Below are 19,577 nucleotides of genomic sequence, written 5' to 3'. Positions count from 1 at the left end.
TGTCAGGGTCAAGTGGGTGGATCACCGGATGGGTTGAAGGCTCTTCATTCCGTAGCTTCGAACTGTGGCCGCGAAGACGCGGATCCACGGACCCCTCGAAGACCCACGGAGGCGGCATGTCGGCCCGTACGCACACCCGGCACAGCTCGGCGACCTCGGCGACCAGGGGCGGCGTCGAGGCCCGGCTGCCCTGGTGGGCCGTCGCCCTGCCCGCGCTCGCCTTCGTCGCACTGCTGTTGCTGATACTCAACCCCGCGGACGCCCACGCGGCGAGCGGCGACCCCGCGGTCGGCGAGCTCATCGAGCGCATCCAGCAGACGGTGCTGCCTCAGGGCTCCTGAGCTGGAGGATCTGCCATGTCGGGGCAGCGTGCCAACTCTCTGCGCTCCATGGCGTGTTTCATGCGAAGCTGGGTTCCATGAGCGTCGCAGAACCCCGCAGGATTGTCCTCTTCCGGCATGCGAAAGCCGACTGGCCACAGGTGTCCGACCATGAGCGGCCGCTCGCTGAGCGGGGCCGCAAGGACGCCGCCGTCGCCGGGCGCAAGCTGGCCGACACCGGCATCCCCTTCGATCTGGCCCTCTGCTCCACCGCGGCCCGCACCCGCGAGACATGGAAACTCGCCGTCCACGAGTTCCCGCATCGGCCGAAAACGGTCTATGAGGAGCGGCTCTACGAGGCCTCGCCCGGCGAGCTGATCGCCGTGCTCAACGAAACCCCGGACGACATGCAGAACGTGCTCCTGATCGGCCACAACCCCGGAGTGCAGGCCCTCGCCGACATCCTGGCCGGCCAGTCCGAGGGTGACGCCCGTGAGCGGATGAGCAGCCGCGACTTCCCCACCGCAGCGTTCGCCGTGCTCAGCTTCTCCGGCTCCTGGAAGACCCTGGAGCCCGGCCTGGGCACGCTGCTCGACTACTGGGCGCCGACCGAATAACCCGCCCCTACGTGGACGGCCCGGCACCGCGAAAGGTGCCGGGCCGTCTGTGTCCGGTGCTGTACCGCGCTCTATCGGTGCGCGCGGGGCTGTATCGATTTGCGGCTCCGCCGCGATGGGGGTCCCCCCGCTCGAGCGAAGCCGAGAGTGGGGGAGCGACCAGCCACAACGAACCCGCAGCTTAAAACTGCCCAACCCAGCGGAGCGCCCCGCTCAATCCACGTGCATGTCCGCCGCCTCGACCTCTTCACGAGTGACGCCGAGCAGGTACAGGACGGTGTCGAGGAAGGGGAAGTTCACGGCGGTGTGCGCGGCCTCGCGGACGACCGGCTTGGCGTTGAAGGCGACGCCGAGACCGGCCGCGTTCAGCATGTCGAGGTCGTTCGCGCCGTCACCGATCGCCACGGTCTGGGCCAGCGGTACGCCCGCCTCGGCGGCGAACCGGCGCAGCAGCCGTGCCTTGCCCGCGCGGTCCACGATCTCGCCGGTGACCTTGCCCGTCAGCTTCCCGTCGACGATCTCCAGCGTGTTGGCCTGGGCGAAGTCGAGCCCGAGCCGCTCCTTGAGGTCGTCCGTGACCTGCGTGAACCCGCCCGAGACGACGCCCACTTGGTAGCCGAGCCGCTTCAGCGTACGGATCAGCGTGCGCGCCCCCGGCGTCAGCCGCACCTCGCTGCGCACCTTGTCCACCACGGAGGCGTCGAGCCCTTCGAGGAGCGCCACGCGCGCGTGCAGTGACTGCTCGAAGTCCAGTTCGCCCCGCATCGCCGCCGCCGTCACCTCGGCGACCTCGTCCTCGCAGTCGGCGTGGGCGGCGAAGAGCTCGATCACCTCGTCCTGGATCAGCGTCGAGTCGACGTCCATGACGACCAGGCGCTGGGCGCGCCGGTGCAGCCCCGCCGCGACGACCGCCACATCGACACCGAGGGCCGCCGCCTCGGTCACCAGGGCGGTCCGCAGAGCCTCGGGCTCCGTACCGGACACGGCGAACTCGACCGCGGTCACGGGGTACTTGGCGAGCCGGAAGATACGGTCGATGTTGCCGCCGGTCGAGGTGATCCGGGCGGCAATCGCGGCGGTCGACTGTGCGGTGAGCGGGTGCCCGAGCACGGTGACGAGCGACCGGCCGTGGCCACGCGGCCGGTTGTCGCCGCGGCCGGAGATGATCTCGGCCTGGAGCTTCAGGGACTCCGCCCAGCTGTGCACCGTGGCCCGCAGCCCGCCTTCGAGGCCGGCCGGCGGCTGGGTCACGAGCGCGCACAGCACGATCCGGCCACGGGTGACGACCTGCTCGATGTCGACCACGTCGACCGAGTAGCCGGCGAGGGTGTCGAAGAGCCCGGCCGTGATGCCGGGCCGGTCCTTGCCGAAGATCTTGACGAGGAGAGTGGGGGCGTCGGAGGTCTGCGAAGCGCTCATGGTTTTCCCACAGTAACCGGCACGCAGTGCCCCTGCTTCTACGGTCCGCCCAGCGGACGGGAAACAGTCGGTGTCGTCTCGGTGACCTCGCCCTTCCCGGCGCATGACGCTCACAAGGCCCCACCGGCGTATGCCGAAGCCCTCCTCACGGCCGCCCGCGAGGCTTGGGCGGAGGCGGCGGCTCCTCCGGCGGTGGAGGGGGCCCGTCCTGGGACGGCCCGCGCCTGGGGCGCGGCTTCGGGGCGAGGGGTGGCGTGTAGGGGCCCGCGACCGTGGGAGCGCCGTACACGTCGGGAGGGCGCCCGTTCTCGGGGGGCCGGGCACCGGGACGCTGGGGGCCGGGAGGCAGCGCACCGGGATGCCGCCGCCCGTCCTCGGGCTCCCGCAAGCCGTCCGGGAGGTGCAGATACGGGTTGGTGTCAGGGTTCGACGGCCGGTACGAGGGGGCGGGGCTGTAGGGGCCCGGCTGTTCGGGGATCTCCTCGTACAGCGGTGCGACCGGCTCGGTCGGCTCCGTCGGCGGCACCTCCGCGTCCCCCCATGCCAGCGGTGCCGCGCGCCGTCCGGCGGCCCCGCCGGCGCAGGCGAGCAGCGCCCCGGCCGCCCCCGCCCCCGCGCCCCACAAGGCGCCGAGCAGCAACGCCATGCCCAACTGCCCGTGCAACTCGATGCCGGCGTCGAACGCGTCGACGCCGAGGACGGACAGCGAGGCGTCCACGGACACCCCCGTCAGCCAGGCGAGCAGCGGCAGCGCAAGCGCCGTCATGATCCCCAGCCGCAGCGCACAGCGCCCCGCGAAACCGAGGGCGGCCCCCCGCTCGCGTACGAATGGCGTACGCACCGCGGTCAGCACGCCCGCGTACAGCATCATCAGCGCGGTCGCGACCCCCAACAGCCAGACCCGGCCGTCCAGTTCGGCCAGCCGCCCAAGCGTCACGGGCTGGTCGGAGGACAGGCTCAGCAACTCGTCCAGCGGGGCGGGCAGGAACTGGACGAGCCCGCCCGAGGCCGAGCCGTCCCACGGCACGAAGAGCCCGATCGGGACGCCCAGCCACACCCCGTTGGGCGCCCCGAGCAGCGCGGCGCCCGCGATCCGTTTCGGATGGTCGTCGCCGGTCGCCGCGTACGCCGCCGCCGCGAGCCCCGCGAGGACCGCCACCAGCAACACCGTGACCAGCGCAGACGCGGCCGGCCGCACCAACCGGTGCACCGCCTCCCAGCCGCGCGGCAGCGGCGTACGGCGTGAGGCCAGCAGCGCGATCAGCAGAACGCCGAGCACCCACACCGCACCGCCGAGCAGCGTCGGCACGGTGTCGACGGTGAAGCCGACCTTCGCGTTCGCGTCCGCGAGGTCCCCGAGCCGGTCGGGCAGCAGCCCGCCGATGTCACCGAGCCCGGGCACCTCGACGTCGTCCGGCAGCCCGCCACCCGGCAGCTGGTCGAGCCCGAGCGAGCCGCCGTCAATCGTGATCACGTCGTGACCGGCCCAGGCGAGCCCGCCCAGCATCGCCACGAAGAGCACCACCACAGCGCCCGCACGCGCCGCGAGTTCACCGAGTGAGATCACAACTCCCGCTCCGCGCAAGGAGCGCAGGAAGAACCAGGCCAGCAGAAGCGCACCCACGAGGCTCACTCCCAGTGGCGTGATCTGGAGGGCGGTCTCCGCCTCGGCGCCCTCGAGGCCGAAGGCCGACACATCGCCGGACGGCGTCACCGAACCACCCGCCCCGAGCGCCACCACAGCGGCGGTCATCGTCCCGAGCGAGCCCGACGCGTCCGCCTCCAGCAGATGCAGCCCCAACGCGGCCACGCCCGCCATCCCGATCAACGCCCAGCTCACAGCGGCGATCGCGGACAACAGCACATCGCCCACCGGCAGTCGCCTGCCGTCCCTCGCGGTCTCGTAGCTCACGTCAGCCCCCCGACTCCGCGCCGCGATGTCTCCACCGAGGATGTCCCCCTCGCGTGGGATTACCACTCTCCGGGTCGGTTTGAACACAGTCAACGCAAACGGACAAGCCGCCCGTACGCGGTCATCACGAGGCCCGACTTTCGGTCAGAGGGGTCGTCCTGAAATAGTTCCCCCCGATGTTCGACATCCCTAGACTCCCTGTGATGGGGGTAACTCGGGGGACAACTCACGTGGGGCATGGAGTGCCGGAACTCGTACTGGAATTGAATGGACGGACCTGGACGCTCGATGCGTCCAGGCCATACGCCCTCGGACGCGATCCGCAGGGAGACATCGTGCTCGATGACGCCAGGGTGTCCTGGCGTCACGCCACGATCAGCTTCAACGGCCGCAGTTGGGTCATAGAGGACCACGGCAGCACCAACGGCACCTTTGTGCAGGGCCAGCGGATCCACCATATGGAGATCGGTCCGGGTTCGTCCGTGAACCTCGGCAACGCGACCGACGGCCCGCGCGTGAACGTCTCCGGCGCCGGAGCGTCCTCGGCCGCACCACAGGCGCAGCCCCAGCAGCAGCCGTACGCCGCGCAGGGTGCAGGAGCGGCAGGCTGGGCGGCCCAGCAGGCGCCGCCGCAACAGCAGTCCCCGCAGCAGGGCCGGCAGCAGCCGCCGCAGGTCCCGCACCAGGGACCGTCGGAGTCGTACGCACAGAAGGTTCCCGGTGGTGGCGCGGGGGCGCCGCCGGTCTACGGCGACCGCAGCCCCACCACGTTCCACCAGCTGGCCCTCGGCCGGGTGATGCGCATCGGCCGTGCGCTGCAGAACGAGCTGGTCGTCTCCGACCTGCAGGTCTCCCGCCACCACGCCGAGTTCCATGCGACGCCCGACGGCCGCTACGAGATCCGCGACCTCGGCTCGCACAACGGCACGTACGTCAACGGCATGCCGATCGCCAAGGGCGGCTCCGCGCTGCTCGGCCCGAACGACATCGTCGGTGTCGGCCACTCGACGTTCCGCCTGGTCGGCGACCGCCTCGAGGAGTTCGTCGACACCGGTGAGATCTCCTTCTCGGCCCGCCATCTGACGGTGACCGTCGACGGCGGCAAGCAGATCCTCAAGGACGTCTCCTTCGGCGTACCGGAGAAGTCGCTCATCGCGGTCATCGGCCCGTCCGGTTCCGGAAAGTCGACGCTCCTGAAGGCGCTCACGGGCTACCGCCCCGCCAACCAGGGCGACGTCCTCTACGACAACCGGAACCTCTACAAGCAGTTCGCCGAGCTGCGCCAGCGCATCGGTCTGGTCCCGCAGGACGACATCCTGCACAAGGAGCTGACCGTCAAGAAGGCCCTCAAGTACGCGGCCAAGCTGCGCTTCCCCGCGGACACCACGGGTGGCGAGCGCGAGGCCCGTATCGACGAGGTGCTGCGCGAGCTCAAGCTGGACATCCACAAGGAGAAGAAGGTCACCTCCCTCTCCGGTGGCCAGCGCAAGCGTGTCTCGGTGGCCCTGGAGCTGCTGACCAAGCCCTCGCTGATCTTCCTGGACGAGCCGACCTCCGGCCTCGACCCGGGCATGGACCGCGATGTCATGCAGCTGCTGCGCGGCCTCGCTGACGACGGCCGTACGGTCCTCGTCGTCACGCACTCCGTGGCCGAACTGGCGATCTGCGACAAACTTCTGGTCATGGCGCCCGGCGGCTCGGTGGCCTACTTCGGCCCGCCCGAGGAAGCCCTGAACTTCTTCGGCTACGACACTTGGGCCGATGTCTTCTCCGCCTTCGAGAACTACCGCGACTACGACTGGGCAGACCGCTGGAGGGGCTCGCAGCACTACCAGATGTACGCAGCGGACATCGACGCCGTCGCCGCGCAGTCGACGCAGATGCCGCCCGCCCAGTCGATGCGTCCACCGAAGCCGCAGGGCTGGGGCTCGCAGTTGTTCACCCTGATCCGCCGCTATGTGTCGGTGATCGCGTCCGACAAGGGCTTCCTGGCGCTGACGGTGATCCTGCCGGCGGTGCTCGGCGCGGTGAGCCTGCTCATCGACCCGGACAAGACCCTGCTGGTCAACGAGAACCCGAAGACCGGCAGAATCATCCCGAACGGCACGGCCACCACGGTCCTGTTGATACTCGCGGTCGGCGCGTGCTTCGCGGGCGCCGCCAACTCCGTCCGTGAGCTGATCAAGGAACGGGTCATCTACGAGCGGGAGCGGGCGACCGGCCTGTCGCGCTCCGCGTATCTGATGTCCAAGGTGATCGTCCTCGGTGTGATCACGGTGCTGCAGGGCGCCATGGTCGGCGCGATCGGCTTCTCCAGCCGGACGATCCCCGACGAGGCCCTGATCTTCGGTACCGGCAAGCTCGCCGTGATGCTCGAGCTCTCCATTCCGATCATGGCGCTCGGCTTCTCCTCGATGATGTTCGGCCTGGTCATCTCCTCGCTGGTGAAGACCTCCGAGAAGACGATGCCGCTGCTGGTGATGTTCGCGATCGTCCAGGTCGTGTTCACCGGCTGCCTGTTCATCCTGCACGGCACGCTCGGCGTCAACGAGTTCTCGTATCTGATGCCCTCGCGCTGGGCGGTCGCCGCCGCCGGTACCACGCTGGACTTCAACCGGATCAGCCCGAACACGGATGACCCGGGCAACACGGACCCGCTGTGGGAGCACACGGCCTCGGCCTGGGGCATGGACATGGCCGCGCTGATCGTCCTCGGCGTCATCTGCGGCTTCTTCGTGGCCCGCTTCCTGCGCCGCCATGAGCCCGAGGTCATGCGCAAGTAACTTCCGTGCGGCAACGACTCCCGTACACGAACGAGGCGCGGCATCCGCCGGGATGCCGCGCCTCGCCGTCTGTGCTGAGCGCCTCGCTGTCTGTGCTGAGGCCAGAGGTCCGCATGGGACTCAGTACGCGCTGTTGACGTTGTCCATGGAGCCGTACCGGTCGGCCGCGTAGTTGCAGGCGGCGGTGATGTTGGCGACCGGGTCGTAGATGTTCGAGGACGTACCCGGGACGTGGTACGTCTGGAAGGTCGGCGGGATCACCTGCAGCAGGCCCTTCGAGGGGATGCCGTTGATGGCGTTGATGTCCCAGTTGTTGATGGCGTTCGGGTTGCCCGAGGACTCGCGCAGGATGTTGCGCTTGATGCCGTCGTACGAGCCCGGGATGCCGTTCTTCTTCATGACGTCGAGCGACTCGCGGATCCAGCCGTCGAGGTTGTTGGCGTAGCTCTTCGCGGCGACCGGCTTGACCTGCGCGCGCTGGGCGGACCGGCTCGCGGCCTCCTTCGCCTTGCGCTCCTGCTCGGCCTTCTGCTTCGCGGCTTCCGCGGCGGTCTTCTTCTTGGCGTCCTCAGCGGCCTTCTTCGCGGCGGACGTGGCCTGCGTGAGGGCGTCGTTCAGCTGCTTCTCGACGCCGCCCTTCACATCCTCGACCTGCTCGGAGCTGAAGGCCACCGAGGAGGCGGAGACGGACTCGGTGGTGCTCGGCTGGGAGCCGCCGCCCGGTACGAGGGAGAACGCGAGGGCCGCGGCACCGAGACCGGCGACACCGGCGACACCGAGCTGATGCTTCTTGGGCAGCTTCTGCCTGGTGGTGTTCAGCTTCTGCCCGGTGTGGGTCAGCTTCGTCCTGGTCTGCTCGGTGAGCTCGGTCAGCTTGGCGAGGGCGGGGCGATGGCCGGAACCGGCGGTGTACTTGGGCATGACTGAAGGACCTCTTCGAATAGCGCGGAGGTCGCTCTCGGGCCGGAGGGGACATTGCTGGTTCCGGCACAACGCCGCGGGCCAAAACCCGCGGCGTCGAGCGACGGGAGCCATTCTTAGCGGCCGCAAAATCCTGTGGCAAAGGTGTGACGTACGAAGCCGGGTAGTGGACCCCTAAAGGGCAAAACGGGGCAGACCGGAACGTCTTCCCCGCTCGTATGGGGTGTTTGTACCTCCTAGCGGCCTTCGTACGTGATGTGCGTCCTATGTGAGGGCTCACATTCAGCGCATGGCAGTCTCACCAGCAGTTGCTGACGCAATGCTCTGCGTGAGGATTCGCAGACTCCTCAGTCCTCGCAGTCCTCGCGGACTTCTCGGACGGCAGGACGAGATGCATGTCGCCGAACTCGTGCCACAGATAGCGGCCGTGCAAGGCCTCGTCGTAGCTGCGCCGGATCGCTGCCGGTCCCGCGATCGCCTCCAGCATCAGCAGATGCGAGGCCTCCGGTTCGTGCAGCCCGGTGAGGAGCCCGTCGACCACCCGCACCCCGCGCTCCGGGGTCACCACGAGATCGGTCCAGCCCTCCGCCGCCCGTACCACCCCATCGGGGCCGGCCGCGGACTCCACGGACCGTACGGCCGTCGTACCGACCGCGAGGACCCTGTAGTCCCCTGCCCTCGCCGTGTTGATCAGCCGTGCCGACGCTTCGGGCACCGCGAAGCGCTCCGGATACGGCGGCTCGTGCGCCTCCGGTGACGCGACTCCGGTGTGCAGCGTGATCGGGGCGAACTGCACGCCCCGGCTCACCAGCTCCGCCACCAGCCGAGGCGTGAAGGGCCGCGCGGCACTCGGCATCTCCGCGCTGCCCGCACCGTCCGCGGACGGCAGCGCGAACACCGTCTGGTACGCCGACAGGGGCTGGTCCCGTTCCGTGTACGAGTACCGAATGGGCCTCCCGTGCCGCCGCATCAACCCTGAGACGTCCGGTTCCGACACCCGCGCCCACCACAGCCGGGGGCTCCGCGTGGTGAGGGGCTCCTCCAGGACGAGCCGTACGTCACCGGGGAGGCGTACCTCCGTACCAGCGGGACCTCCCGCACGCGCGCGCGTGGTGCCCGCTCCGTCGGGATCCCGCAGCTCAACGGCCCACCGCCCGTCCTCGCCCCGCGTGGAGAAATGCACCACCACGCGCGCGTGCCCGAGCCGTCCGTCCACTGCCGCCGCCAGCGTCGACGAAGTGTTCACGACCAGCAGATCCCCGGCCCGCAACAGCCCCGGCAGCTCCGCGAACGCGTGATGGGACACCTCCTGAGCCCCGCGAGAGACAAGCAACCGCACCCCGTCCCGATCGAGCCCGACCCCACGCTGCTCGACCGGCACCCGGGCCGACAACTCCTCCGGAACCTTCCCCCACTCTCGGTTGCTCCCCCACTCTCGACTTCGCTCGAGCGGGGGGACCCCCATGAGCGGGGGGACCCCCATCGCGGCCGTCATCGCGCTCCCAGCAACGAGGCCGCTTTACAACGACCGCTCACCGGCCGCTCGGGCGCTGCCGCGCCGGGCCGTCCGCCGGTGGTGATGCCGGTCACCGGGTCACCCCCAGAAGCGCGGGTGCCGCATAGCGACCGCTGGCCGGCCGCTCCTCGATCAGCCGCAGAAACGCCGGGACGACGCTCGCCGGTGCCGGCCGCGGATCCTCGTCGTCCGGTACGGCCGCCGCGTACAGATCCGTGTTCATGTCGCCCGGGTCGACCGCCCAGACCCGCAGTCCGGGCTCCTCCTCGGCGAGCACCGCCGAGACATGGTCGAGGGCCGCCTTCGACGCCCCGTAACCGCCCCAGGTCTCGTACGCCTCGGCCGCCGCGTCCGAGCTGATGTCGATGACCGTCCCGGCCGCCGAGTCCCGCAGCAGCGGCAGCGCCTCCTGGATGAGGCCGAGCGCCGCGACCACGTTGACCTCCAGCGCCCGCCTCAGCCCGTCCAGCGCCAGGTCCTCCAGCCGTACGAGCGGTTCGGCGCCGAGCGCACTCGCGTTGTTCACCAGCAGATCGAGGCCACCGAGCCGCCGCGCCGCCGCCGCCAGCGCCGTACGGTGCGCCGCGTCCGTGACGTCCCCGGGCAGCGCCTCGACCCGTACCCCGTGCTTGCCGAGCGCCGCGGCCGTCTCCTGGAGCACCCCCGCCGTCCTGGCGTCGAGCACCAGCTCCCAGCCGCGCTCCGCCAGGGCTTCGGCGAGCGCCCGCCCCAGCCCCTTCGAAGCCCCCGTGATGATCGCTACCGGCATGACATCCGTCCCCTCGTCCCACACGTTCATCGGGTGTGGCTGCCGTGATCGGCAGTGACTTCAACCTAGGAACACGGCACCCCATGACGCCTCGTCCGCGGGCCGCAATGCGGCGGGCCCTTTGCCCTAGGCCCACCGGCCTACGCAGGGGCGGCCACAGGTCCGATACGGGCTGTCACACCCGGCGGGTACGTTGAGGTCATGAGTCAAGGACCCCGGTCGGGCCTGGCCGCGGTGAGTTCCGCGCTGCTGGCCATGAGCAGGCACCTCGAGGTGCGCGACGTCCTCAAGACGATCGTCGCCTCGGCCCGCGAGCTGCTCGACGCCGAGTACGCGGCGCTGGGAGTCCCCGACGACCACGGCGGCTTCGCCCAGTTCGTGGTGGACGGCGTCAGCGACGCCCAGTGGAAGGCCATCGGCCCGCTGCCGCGCCAGCACGGCATCCTCGCCTCGATGCTGCACGAGGCCCGGCCGGAGCGCCTCGCCGACGTGCGCAAGGACCCCCGCTTCGAGGGCTGGCCGAGCGCCCATCCGGAACTCGCCGACTTCCTGGGCCTGCCCATCCGCGACGACGACGAGGTCATAGGCATCCTCTTCCTGGCCAACAAGCAGTGTCCGAAGCCGGAGGGCGGTTGCGGCTTCACCGAGGAGGACGAGGAGCTCCTGTCGATCCTCGCCCAGCACGCCGCGATCGCGCTGACCAACGCCCGCCTGTACGAGCGCAGTCGCGAGCTCACCATCGCCGAGGAGCGCTCCCGGCTCGCGCACGAACTGCACGACGCCGTCAGCCAGAAGCTGTTCTCCCTGCGCCTGACCGCCCAGGCCGCGGTAACCCTGGTCGACCGCGATCCGGCCCGCGCCAAGGGCGAACTCCAGCAGGTGGCCACGCTCGCCGCCGAGGCCGCCGACGAACTGCGCGCCGCCGTCATCGAGTTGCGCCCCGCGGCCCTCGACGAGGACGGTCTGGTGGCCACGCTGCGCACCCAGATCCAGGTCCTCGACCGCGCCCACTCCGCCCGCGTGACCTTCACCGGCCGAGGCGTACGAGCCCTGCCCTCCGCCCAGGAGGAGGCCATGCTGCGCGTCGCCCAGGAGGCCCTGCACAACGCGCTACGGCACTCCGGAGCGACCCACGTCGACGTCACCCTCGACAAGCGCGGCCCGGGAGCGGCCCTGCGCGTCATCGACGACGGCAGCGGCTTCGACCCCAAGGCGATACGACGCGCGGGACGCCACCTGGGCCTGGTGTCCATGCACGACAGGGCGAGCGGAGTCGGCGGCCGGCTGACCGTGGAATCGACGCCCGGAAAAGGCACCACGATCGAGATGGAGGTCCCCGGTGGCTGACGCAATCAAGGTGCTGCTCGTCGACGACCACCAAGTGGTCCGCCGCGGACTGCGCACCTTCCTGGAGATACAGGACGACATCGAGGTCGTGGGAGAGGCGTCCGACGGCGCCGAAGGCGTGGCCCGGGCCGAGGAGTTGAAGCCCGACATCGTCCTCATGGACGTCAAGATGCCGGGCATGGACGGCGTCGCGGCCCTGCGCAAGCTGCGCGAACTCGACAACCCCGCGCGTGTGCTCATCGTCACCAGCTTCACCGAGCAGCGCACCGTCGTCCCGGCCCTGCGCGCGGGCGCCGCCGGATACGTCTACAAGGACGTGGACCCCGACGCCCTGGCCGGAGCCATCCGCTCCGTCCACGCGGGACACATACTTCTGCAACCCGAGGTGGCCGACGCGCTGCTGTCCCAGGAGGACTCCAACCTCGGCCAGGGGAGAGGCGGTTCACTCACCGAGCGGGAGCGGGAGGTGCTCGGCCTGATCGCCGACGGCCGCTCCAACCGCGAGATCGCCCGCGCCCTCGTCCTCTCCGAGAAGACGGTCAAGACACACGTCTCGAACATCCTGATGAAACTCGACCTCGCCGACCGCACCCAGGCCGCCCTGTGGGCCGTACGCCATGGGGTGACCGGCTGATCCCCGCTCCGGCACGCTTGCTTGACGACTTCCTGACGACAATATGGAGGGTCTCGTTCCGGGCTGAGATTCATACCGTCGTGGGAATGTCACCCGGATGGCGCATCCTCCGCGGCTCTGAGCCGTTCTCCAGTGCGTGCTGCGGCGCCTGCCGCAGTGATCACAAGGGAGGGCTTGAGAAAAGTGAAGAACCTGAAGAAGGCCGCAGCCGTCGCGATGATGGCCGGTGGCCTGGTTGCCGCCGGTGCCGGCTTCGCGTCCGCCACCGACGCGCACGCCTCCGGCCAGGCCGTGGGCTCGCCGGGCATCGCCTCGGGCAACCTCGTTCAGGCCCCGGCCGACATCGACGTGAACGCGGTCGGCAACACCGCGAACGTCATCGGCATCCTGAACCCGGCGTTCGGCAACGAGGGCTTCAACGGCTGAAGCACTCCCGGGTCAGCAGTGACCACCGGCCTCTCAGGTACCTCTGGGGGGCCGGTCCGCGTTGACCTCCGGCGTCGGGCTGAGCGGCCTTGGCGAAGTCCGGTGCGCTACCGCGCCCCCGAGAGGGCCGCAGGCCCCAAGGGGCGCGGGGCTGTTTCGATATGCGGCTCCGCCGCGTGGGCGCGATCAGCCACGACGGACCCGCAGCGTTGAAGTGCACCTCAGCCCCTCAGGGGCGCAGGGCTGTATCAATGTGCGGCTCCGCCGCGTGGGCGCGACAAGCCACAACGAACCCGCACCTTCAAACCGCACCCCAAGCGGAGCGCTACCGCTCGCGTTCCTCAACGAACGCGTTGTACGCCGCCACCTGTGCCCGCCGAGCCGTGCGCTCGACCGGCCGCAGAGCCTCGGAGCGCGCCGCCATCTCCGAGGCGCTCACCGCTCCGCCGTGGCCGTTCTCGTACGCCACCGAGATGAGCAGCCCGACGCGCTGGGCCAGCTCCAACACCCGTACCGCACGCGGCGGATAGCCGGGAGCCAACACCTCGCCACCGCGCTCGGCCCGCGCCCGGTACGCGTCGATCGCCGCCTCCGCGACCGGACCCGAACCGGCCACGTCGAGCCGCGACAGCATGTCGGTGGCGTCACGCAGTGCCTCCGCGAGCTCCCGCTCGGCCTCGCCGAGAGACGGCACATCGGCGGGCGGCGCCTCGCGCACCGCCAGACAGTGCCAGACGACCTCCACATGTACGTCGCCTTCAGGACCGGCCTCGGACACCTCGGGCACCAGGCCCAGCGCCGCGCCATGGCAGACGACCGCCTCCTCGGCCTCCAAGGCCCGCGCGTTGAACTCCGGCGGTCCGCTCAGCCCGAGCGGATGCCCCGGCGCGGGCAGCGCGACCCGAAGCCCGGTCACCCCGAGCCCGCGCAGCCGCCCCAGCGCGAGCGTGAGCCCGACCGGCCCCGTCTCGCCGGGCAGCCCCTCGACCCGGTGCACGGCGTCCTCACCGACGACGGCGAGGACCGCGTCGTCCGGCGAAACAAACCCGGCCAACAGGGCATTTCCCCATGCGGCCAGCCGTCCTGAGCGTGGTTCCGAGAGCATGCCCCCACCCTAAGGACCGGCCGATGGAAAGGTGCGGGGGACCGGTGGCGTAGGTTTTCCCTGGGGGCTGCGTCCACAGACGTAAGCGACGGCCGAGACTGCAATGGGAGACAGCGCGCTCATGAGCGATGTTCTGGAGCTGGAGGACGTATCCGTGGTCCGGGAGGGCCGGGCTCTGGTGGACCAGGTCTCCTGGTCGGTCAAAGAGGGGGAGCGCTGGGTCATCCTCGGTCCGAATGGTGCCGGAAAAACGACCCTTCTGAACATCGCGTCCAGCTATCTCTTCCCCAGCAGTGGCACCGCCACCATCCTCGGCGACACCCTCGGCAAGGTCGACGTCTTCGAACTGCGCCCCCGCATCGGCATGGCCGGCATCGCCATGGCGGAGAAGCTCCCCAAGCGCCAGACGGTCCTGCAGACCGTACTGACCGCCGCGTATGGCATGACGGCCGGCTGGCACGAGGACTACGAGGACATCGATGAGCAGCGCGCCCGCGCCTTCCTCGACCGCCTCGGCATGAGCGACTACCTCGACCGCAAGTTCGGCACGCTCTCCGAGGGAGAGCGCAAGCGCACCATGATCGCTCGCGCCCTGATGACCGACCCCGAGTTGCTGCTTCTCGACGAGCCCGCCGCGGGCCTCGACCTCGGTGGCCGTGAGGATCTCGTGCGCCGTCTCGGCCGTCTCGCCCGCGACCCGATCGCCCCCTCGATGATCATGGTCACCCACCATGTCGAGGAGATCGCACCGGGCTTCACCCACGTCCTGATGATCCGTCAGGGCAAGGTGCTCGCCGCAGGCCCGCTGGAACTCGAACTCACCTCCCGCAACCTGTCGTTGTGCTTCGGCCTCCCGCTCGTCGTCGAGCAGGTCGGCGACCGCTGGACGGCCCAGGGCCTGCCCCTGTCCTGACGAGCTCGAACGCCTGTGCCAAGTTGATCGGCGCCCTGTCGGCGACCCGACCTGCGGACCTACCATGACCATGTGGACGACATCGACGCATGGGTGTGGTGGCTGATCGCGGCGGCCGGGCTCGGAATCCCGCTCGTGGTGACCGCGATGCCGGAGTTCGGAATGCTCGCCGTCGGCGCTGTGGCGGGCGCCTTGACCGCGGGACTCGGGGGTGGTGTGGTCCTCCAGGTCGTTGTCTTCGCCGTGGTCTCGGTCGCGCTCATCGCCGTCGTACGCCCCATCGCGGCCCGGCAACGCGCCCAGATGCCCCATCTCGCCACCGGCATAGACGCGTTGAAGGGCAAGCAGGCCGTCGTCCTGGAACGGATCGACGGCTCCGGAGGCCGGGTCAAGCTCGGCGGGGAAGTCTGGTCCGCGCGCTCCCTCGACACCGGCCGGACCTACGAAGTCGGCCAGGAGGTCGATGTCGTGGACATCGAAGGTGCCACGGCAATCGTCATATAACTTCGCGCAGCGTTCCGTGGCCGGAACGCCCCATGGAGAGTTGTGGTCTGACACACTCATCCAGCAAGATCTTCAACAATCACAGGATCTTCCGGAACGCCGAGGCGGAGAAGGGTACGGGGAGCCACGATGGAACCGATCATCATCGTCCTGATCATTCTGGTGGTGTTGGTCTTCATCGCGCTGATCAAAACCATCCAAGTCATCCCACAGGCCAGCGCCGCCATCGTCGAGCGCTTCGGCCGCTACACGCGGACCCTCAACGCGGGACTGAACATCGTCGTCCCGTTCATCGACTCGATCCGCAACCGCATCGACCTCCGCGAACAAGTCGTGCCCTTCCCGCCGCAGCCGGTGATCACCCAGGACAACCTGGTCGTGAACATCGACACGGTCATCTACTACCAGGTCACCGACGCCCGCGCGGCCACGTACGAAGTCGCCAGCTACATCCAGGCCATCGAGCAGCTCACCGTCACCACGCTCCGCAACATCATCGGCGGCATGGACTTGGAGCGGACCCTGACCTCTCGCGAGGAGATCAACGCGGCCCTGCGCGGCGTCCTCGACGAGGCCACCGGCAAGTGGGGCATCCGCGTCAACCGCGTTGAACTCAAGGCGATCGAGCCGCCCACCTCCATCCAGGACTCGATGGAGAAGCAGATGCGCGCCGACCGCGACAAGCGCGCCGCGATCCTCACCGCCGAAGGTATCCGTCAGTCGCAGATCCTCACCGCCGAGGGTGAGAAGCAGTCCGCGATCCTGCGCGCCGAAGGTGAGGCCAGGGCCGCCGCGCTGCGCGCCGAAGGTGAGGCCCAGGCGATCCGTACCGTCTTCGAGTCCATCCACGCCGGTGACGCGGACCAGAAGCTCCTCGCCTACCAGTACCTCCAGATGCTCCCGAAGATCGCCGAAGGCGACGCCAACAAGCTCTGGATCGTGCCCAGCGAGATCGGCGACGCCCTCAAGGGCCTGAGCGGCGCCATGGGCAACTTCGGCCCGATGGGCGGCAATTCGGGCGGCTCAGGTACAGAGCGCCGCGAGAAGCCGTCCGTCACCGACTGACGTAGTACGTACGTGACTGGGGCTCACCTCCCTCGGGAGGTGAGCCCCAGTCACGTACTGCCTATGCGGCCGGCTGGGCCAGCCACTCCGGCAACGCGTCGAACTCGTCCCGGCCCAGCGCCAGCAGCATCGCGTCCGCAGGCGTCGGCTCGAACGGCTCCCGCAGCAGCGGCATACCCGCCTGCTCAGGAGTCCGGTTCGCCTTGCGGTGATTGTCCTCCGCACACGAGGCCACCGTATTCAGCCAGGAGTCCGTACCACCCTGCGCCCGCGGCACCACGTGGTCCACGGTCGTCGCCCGCCTGCCGCAGTACGCACACCTGTGCCGGTCACGAACCAGAACACCCCGCCTCGACCAAGGAGCTTGTCTTCGAAAGGGCACCCTCACATAGCGGCACAGCCTGATCACCCGGGGCGCCGGTATGTCGACCACCGCTCCGCGCATACGCAGTTCGGGGTGGGCCTGCTCGACGACGGCCTTGTCCTGCAGCACCAGAACGACGGCTCGATTCAACGTCACCGTCGACAGCGGCTCGAAGCTCGCGTTCAGCACCAGCGTGTCCCGCATCCAGCCCACCTCCTATGCGCACCGGCCCACCCCCTGGCGGGCTTGGATCAACTCTGGCCGGGCACGCCGAGATGGACAACGCAATAAAAAAATGCCCGCCTCTGATCAATTCCAAGACCAGAGGCGGGCAAACGTTCAGTGAACGCTCAACTCTCCGCGGGCGCCGCGTACTCGGCGATGAGCTGCGCCCTCGCCAGCGTATGGAAACGCAAGTTGAAGCCCACGAAAGCCGGGGTGGCGTCCGCGTCAGGACCGAGCTTCTCCTGATCGACCGCGTACACGGTGAACACGTAACGGTGCGCCGGGTCTCCGGGCGGCGGCGCGGCACCGCCGAAGTCCTTCGTCCCGTAGTCGTTGCGCGCCTGCACCGCGGCGTCCGGCAACCCCTCGAACTTGCCGCTGCCCGCACCCGCCGGCAACTCGGTGACCGAGACCGGGATGTCGAACACGACCCAGTGCCAGAACCCGCTCCCCGTAGGGGCATCGGGGTCGAAGCACGTCACGGCGAAGCTTTTGGTCTCCGGCGGGAAGCCCTCCCAGCGCAGCTGCGGCGAGGTGTTCCCAGCCGCGTAGACCTGAGCGTCCTTCAGCACCGCGCCCGGCTCGACGTCCTCGCTCGTCACAGTGAAAGACGGCACGGTCGGATGGAAGTCATGGGGAAGCGGCGGCCTCTTGGACTCGGTCACCTCGGCACCTCCTGATCGGTTCTGCTCAGTGGAGTCTTTCGTTCCCGAGCCTAGAACCAGTTACGGCGGCTGCCGACCTCGGACAGCCACTGGTTGAGGTACGCCGCCCAGTCGGTCCCCTGGAAGTCGTTCAGCCCCACCTTGAACGACCGGAACGTGTCGCTGCTCTCACTGAACAGACCCGGCTTCTTGTCCATCTCCAGGACCACATCCATCTCGCGCTCATCCGCGACGAAGCTCAACTCGACCTGGTTGAGACCGCGGTACTGCTGCGGCGGGAAGAACTCGATCTCCTGGTAGAACGGCAGCTTCTGCCGCGTACCCCGGATGTGACCGCGCTCCATGTCCGCGCTCTTGAACCGGAAGCCCAGCTGAATGAAGGCGCCCAGAATCGCCTGCTGAGCCGGCAGCGGATGCACACTGATCGGGTCCAGGTCACCGGAGTCCACGGCACGCGCGATCTCGAGCTCCGTGGTCACACCGATGTTCATCCCACGCAGCGGCTGACCATCAATGGTCGTGATGGGCGTCTCCCACGGGATCTCCAGCCCGAACGGCACCGCGTGCACCGCGTTCGCCTGCAGCTCGAAGGCACCGCCGAGCCGCATCTTCGTGAACTCCATGTTCTGCTGGAGCTCCTGGTCCTGCCCCTCCACCTCGACCCGGGCCTGAAGCCCCACGGAGAGCCCCTCGATCTCCTGCTTCACGGACCCGCCCTGGATCCGCACCTCACCCTGAACGACGCCGCCGGGAACGACATTCACCTCGGTCAGTACCGTCTCGACCGAAGCCCCACCGGCCCCCAGGCTCGCAAGCAGCCGCTTGAACCCCATGTCTTTTCCTCCTCAGGCAACGCCTGTCTCTGTCCGGTTTCTTGATCCCTACACACGCGATCCGACCGTGTCCGGTTCCGCGCCCTTTCACCCTGGCAAGCCTCATCCTGGCAAGACGGCCGTTCCCCGGTCACCCTGCTCACCGTCACACGTTTCCACTACGCTCGTACGCCATGATCGCGGCCCCTGACCGTACGCCCCTGCCCCGGGAGTTCTTCGACCGCCCTGTCCTGGACGTCGCCCCCGACCTCCTGGGACGCATCCTCGTGCGCACCACCCCGGACGGACCGATCGCGCTCCGCCTCACAGAGGTCGAGGCCTACGACGGCCCGAACGACCCTGGCTCCCACGCGTATCGCGGTCGCACCGCCCGCAACGACGTGATGTTCGGTCCGCCTGGTCATGTGTACGTCTACTTCACCTATGGCATGTGGCACTGCATGAACCTGGTGTGCGGTCCGGAGGGCAGGGCAAGCGCGGTTCTGCTCCGCGCCGGAGAGATCACCGAGGGTGTAGAAGTCGCCCGCAAACGTCGGCTTTCGGCCCGATATGACAAAGAACTGGCCAAAGGCCCCGCCCGCCTGGCCACAGCCCTGGACGTCGACAGAGCCCTCGATGGCACGGACGCCTGCGCCCCAGGGGGCTCCCCTCTGACCCTTCTCACCGGCATACCCGTACGCCCCGACCAGGTGCGCAACGGTCCACGCACCGGTGTGGCCGGCGACGGAGGCGTCCACCCCTGGCGCTTCTGGATCGCTGACGACCCGACGGTGAGTCCTTACCGGGCCCATACGCCCCGTCGTCGAACTTGACGCGTCTGTGGGCGATCCGTAATGTAGCCCGAGCCGCTTGAACCGGGTACGGCGTTCAGCCAGCAGCCGGAAGCGACCAACCCACTACTTACGACTTCCTCTCAGCGAGGGCGAGTTCGGCGCGTCTGCGTGCCGTAATCCGACCTCGCGGGACTCGATTATGAGTTGCCGGGGAGGATCGGTTAACGTAGTGAATGTCGAAAGGCCGCAAGAGAAATCTTGGAGCCTAATGACAAATCCCCTCCAGCGGGGAATCGGATCCGAAAGGGTCTGGTAACGTTGGAAACACCGAAGGGAAGCCCGGAGGAAAGCCGCGAGAGAGTCTCTCGGGTGAGTACGAAGGAAGCGTCCGTTCCTTGAGAACTCAACAGCGTGCCAAAAGTCAACGCCAGATATGTTGATACCCCGTCCACCGGATCTTTCCGGT

General features: G+C 68.9%; 18 protein-coding genes and 1 pseudogene. 10 read left to right on the top strand and 9 right to left on the bottom strand.

Annotated features, from left to right (window positions below):
• The first annotated feature begins 116 nt into the window (after positions 1–116).
• Both OP79_RS00095 and OP79_RS00090 read left to right on the top strand, forming a co-directional pair.
• A complete protein-coding gene (locus OP79_RS00095; protein ID WP_033317767.1) occupies positions 117–341 on the top strand; it encodes a hypothetical protein in 225 nt (74 codons plus the stop codon).
• Between the two features lie 77 nt (positions 342–418).
• Positions 419–937, top strand: a complete 519-nt coding sequence (locus OP79_RS00090) for a SixA phosphatase family protein (RefSeq protein WP_033317766.1) — start codon at positions 419–421, stop codon at positions 935–937.
• Between the two features lie 213 nt (positions 938–1,150).
• Here OP79_RS00090 and serB read toward each other — a convergent pair whose 3' ends face one another.
• Together serB and OP79_RS00080 are read right to left on the bottom strand one after the other, a co-directional pair.
• A complete protein-coding gene (gene serB, locus OP79_RS00085; protein ID WP_033317765.1) occupies positions 1,151–2,356 on the bottom strand; it encodes a phosphoserine phosphatase SerB in 1,206 nt (401 codons plus the stop codon).
• Between the two features lie 145 nt (positions 2,357–2,501).
• Positions 2,502–4,268, bottom strand: a complete 1,767-nt coding sequence (locus OP79_RS00080; RefSeq protein WP_033317764.1) for a streptophobe family protein — start codon at positions 4,266–4,268, stop codon at positions 2,502–2,504.
• A gap of 242 nt (positions 4,269–4,510) precedes the next feature.
• Here OP79_RS00080 and OP79_RS00075 point away from each other — a divergent pair, with 242 nt between their 5' ends.
• Positions 4,511–7,051, top strand: coding sequence for an ABC transporter ATP-binding protein/permease (locus OP79_RS00075; protein ID WP_033317763.1), 2,541 nt, complete (start codon positions 4,511–4,513; stop codon positions 7,049–7,051).
• 120 nt (positions 7,052–7,171) lie between these two features.
• Here OP79_RS00075 and OP79_RS00070 read toward each other — a convergent pair whose 3' ends face one another.
• The 3 genes from OP79_RS00070 to OP79_RS00060 form a co-directional block, all read right to left on the bottom strand.
• Positions 7,172–7,972 (bottom strand): transglycosylase SLT domain-containing protein, encoded by an 801-nt coding sequence (locus OP79_RS00070; protein ID WP_078491533.1) that lies wholly within the window; start codon positions 7,970–7,972, stop codon positions 7,172–7,174.
• Between the two features lie 298 nt (positions 7,973–8,270).
• The gene (locus OP79_RS00065) at positions 8,271–9,467 is read right to left on the bottom strand and encodes an S-adenosylmethionine:tRNA ribosyltransferase-isomerase (protein WP_078491532.1); all 1,197 of its coding nucleotides are present in this window, start codon (positions 9,465–9,467) and stop codon (positions 8,271–8,273) included.
• A gap of 91 nt (positions 9,468–9,558) precedes the next feature.
• The gene (locus OP79_RS00060; RefSeq protein ID WP_033317762.1) at positions 9,559–10,287 is read right to left on the bottom strand and encodes an SDR family NAD(P)-dependent oxidoreductase; all 729 of its coding nucleotides are present in this window, start codon (positions 10,285–10,287) and stop codon (positions 9,559–9,561) included.
• A gap of 171 nt (positions 10,288–10,458) precedes the next feature.
• Here OP79_RS00060 and OP79_RS00055 point away from each other — a divergent pair, with 171 nt between their 5' ends.
• The 3 genes from OP79_RS00055 to OP79_RS00045 all read left to right on the top strand — a co-directional run bounded on the left by OP79_RS00055 (position 10,459) and on the right by OP79_RS00045 (position 12,664).
• Entirely contained in the window at positions 10,459–11,604 is a 1,146-nt protein-coding gene (locus OP79_RS00055) for a GAF domain-containing sensor histidine kinase (RefSeq protein WP_033317761.1), read from the top strand.
• Positions 11,597–12,238: a response regulator gene (locus OP79_RS00050; protein ID WP_033317760.1), complete on the top strand. Its 642-nt coding sequence runs from the start codon at positions 11,597–11,599 to the stop codon at positions 12,236–12,238. The genes OP79_RS00055 and OP79_RS00050 overlap by 8 nt, the downstream gene beginning before the upstream one ends.
• 183 nt (positions 12,239–12,421) lie before the next feature.
• Complete coding sequence (locus OP79_RS00045; protein ID WP_033317759.1) at positions 12,422–12,664, top strand: chaplin; 243 nt, start codon at positions 12,422–12,424, stop codon at positions 12,662–12,664.
• A 325-nt stretch (positions 12,665–12,989) separates the two neighbouring features.
• Here the strand turns inward: OP79_RS00045 and OP79_RS00040 are convergent, their stop codons facing one another.
• Positions 12,990–13,769: a hypothetical protein gene (locus tag OP79_RS00040; RefSeq protein ID WP_051744274.1), complete on the bottom strand. Its 780-nt coding sequence runs from the start codon at positions 13,767–13,769 to the stop codon at positions 12,990–12,992.
• Positions 13,770–13,872: 103 nt separating this feature from the next.
• On the opposite strand from OP79_RS00040, the pseudogene OP79_RS00035 reads away from it, so the two are divergent.
• The 3 genes and pseudogenes from OP79_RS00035 to OP79_RS00025 form a co-directional block, all read left to right on the top strand.
• Positions 13,873–14,415: pseudogene (locus OP79_RS00035) on the top strand (ABC transporter ATP-binding protein); the annotation flags it as partial.
• Positions 14,416–14,754: 339 nt separating this feature from the next.
• Positions 14,755–15,186 (top strand): NfeD family protein, encoded by a 432-nt coding sequence (locus OP79_RS00030; RefSeq protein WP_033317757.1) that lies wholly within the window; start codon positions 14,755–14,757, stop codon positions 15,184–15,186.
• Positions 15,187–15,315: 129 nt separating this feature from the next.
• A complete protein-coding gene (locus OP79_RS00025; RefSeq protein WP_033317756.1) occupies positions 15,316–16,251 on the top strand; it encodes an SPFH domain-containing protein in 936 nt (311 codons plus the stop codon).
• Positions 16,252–16,312: 61 nt separating this feature from the next.
• Here OP79_RS00025 and OP79_RS00020 read toward each other — a convergent pair whose 3' ends face one another.
• The 3 genes from OP79_RS00020 to OP79_RS00010 form a co-directional block, all read right to left on the bottom strand.
• A complete protein-coding gene (locus tag OP79_RS00020; RefSeq protein ID WP_033317755.1) occupies positions 16,313–16,819 on the bottom strand; it encodes an HNH endonuclease in 507 nt (168 codons plus the stop codon).
• Positions 16,820–16,965: 146 nt separating this feature from the next.
• Positions 16,966–17,505, bottom strand: a complete 540-nt coding sequence (locus OP79_RS00015; protein ID WP_033317754.1) for a YbhB/YbcL family Raf kinase inhibitor-like protein — start codon at positions 17,503–17,505, stop codon at positions 16,966–16,968.
• Between the two features lie 50 nt (positions 17,506–17,555).
• Positions 17,556–18,338, bottom strand: a complete 783-nt coding sequence (locus OP79_RS00010) for a sporulation protein (RefSeq protein ID WP_033317753.1) — start codon at positions 18,336–18,338, stop codon at positions 17,556–17,558.
• Between the two features lie 173 nt (positions 18,339–18,511).
• On the opposite strand from OP79_RS00010, the gene OP79_RS00005 reads away from it, so the two are divergent.
• Positions 18,512–19,150: a DNA-3-methyladenine glycosylase gene (locus OP79_RS00005; RefSeq protein ID WP_033317752.1), complete on the top strand. Its 639-nt coding sequence runs from the start codon at positions 18,512–18,514 to the stop codon at positions 19,148–19,150.
• The last annotated feature ends 427 nt before the right edge of the window (positions 19,151–19,577 follow it).

Origin of the sequence: Streptomyces yerevanensis (genome assembly GCF_000716805.1) — a bacterium.
GTDB lineage: Bacteria > Actinomycetota > Actinomycetes > Streptomycetales > Streptomycetaceae > Streptomyces > Streptomyces flaveus.
Note: the sequence above shows the minus strand (reverse complement) of the source record. Positions and strands in the feature narration are given on the sequence as shown.